Here is a 947-nt window from a genome sequence, read left to right as displayed (position 1 = left end):
CACGAGCGCGTCCCCGACGGGCTCGCCGCCGAGCGTCGCGCCGCCGTCGCGGGCGTCGAGCACGGCGTAAGGGTCGGCGGCCAGGTAGGAATAGCGCCCGAGCGTGCCGTGCGGCATCGCGCTGTCGAGAAAGACGAGATGCGGCAGGCCGGCGAGTCGCTCGGCCAGCGCGGGCATGTCGATGGTGGGAAGCTCGTGAACCTGCATCGCCCGCACGCGTAGCGCCGCTGCGGCGGAAATGCGCTGCGGCTTCGGGCCTCAAGATAAGCTTCCCGGACGGCCGCGTCATGGGGCACGCTCTCTGCGGCGAGAGCGCGCCAGATCGACGCGGCGCTCTATAACGTCTCGACGGCCCCGGCCGAACTGGCGCCGGCGCGTCAAGGGGAACGTCATGGACAAGTCCGAGGGGCGACGGCACTGCGTCATCGTGATGGGGCCGGCGGGCGTCGGAAAGACCACCGTCGCCCAGGGGCTCTCGGAGCGGCTCGGCTGGAGCTTCGCTGAAGCCGACGAGTTCCACAGCAAGGCGAACATCGAGAAGATGACGGCCGGCGTGCCCCTCACCGACGAGGATCGCGCGCCCTGGCTCGTGGCGATCCGCGACTGGATCAGCGCGGAGGCCGGGCAAGGCCGCTGTTCGGTCGCGACCTGCTCGGCGCTCAAGCGCCGCTACCGCGACGTGCTGCGGGGCGCCGAGGCGCGCGTGCGGTTTCTCGAACTGGTGGCCGATCCCGAACTGGTCGCCGGCCGGCTCGCCCGCCGCAAGGGCCACTACATGCCGCCGTCGCTGCTCGGCTCGCAATTCGCGGCGCTCGAGCCGCTGGAGCCCGACGAGGACGGGGTCGAGGTCAGCGTCGCCGCGTCGCCCGACGAAGTGATCCGGCAGGCGCTGGCGGCGCTCCAACGCTTCGCCGGTCGAGATGTATCTGAACGACGTCTTCACGGTC

The 947-nt window shown here is 71.4% G+C and carries 1 protein-coding gene and 1 pseudogene; one reads left to right on the top strand and one right to left on the bottom strand.

Going from position 1 to position 947, the window contains the following annotated elements; translation table 11 throughout:
- Positions 1-207: pseudogene (locus ACIKT0_RS19145) on the bottom strand (aminodeoxychorismate synthase component I); the annotation flags it as partial.
- A 184-nt stretch (positions 208-391) separates the two neighbouring features.
- On the opposite strand from ACIKT0_RS19145, the gene ACIKT0_RS19140 reads away from it, so the two are divergent.
- Positions 392-947, top strand: a 556-nt coding sequence (locus ACIKT0_RS19140; RefSeq protein WP_407106866.1) for a gluconokinase, incomplete at its 3' end; no start/stop codon positions are given.

It is taken from the genome of Hansschlegelia beijingensis, from assembly GCF_045505405.1.
GTDB classification, from domain to species: Bacteria; Pseudomonadota; Alphaproteobacteria; order Rhizobiales; family Methylopilaceae; genus Methylopila; species Methylopila beijingensis_A.
The sequence above is the reverse complement of the archived record's forward strand: the minus strand, read 5'-3'. Positions and strand labels throughout refer to the sequence as shown.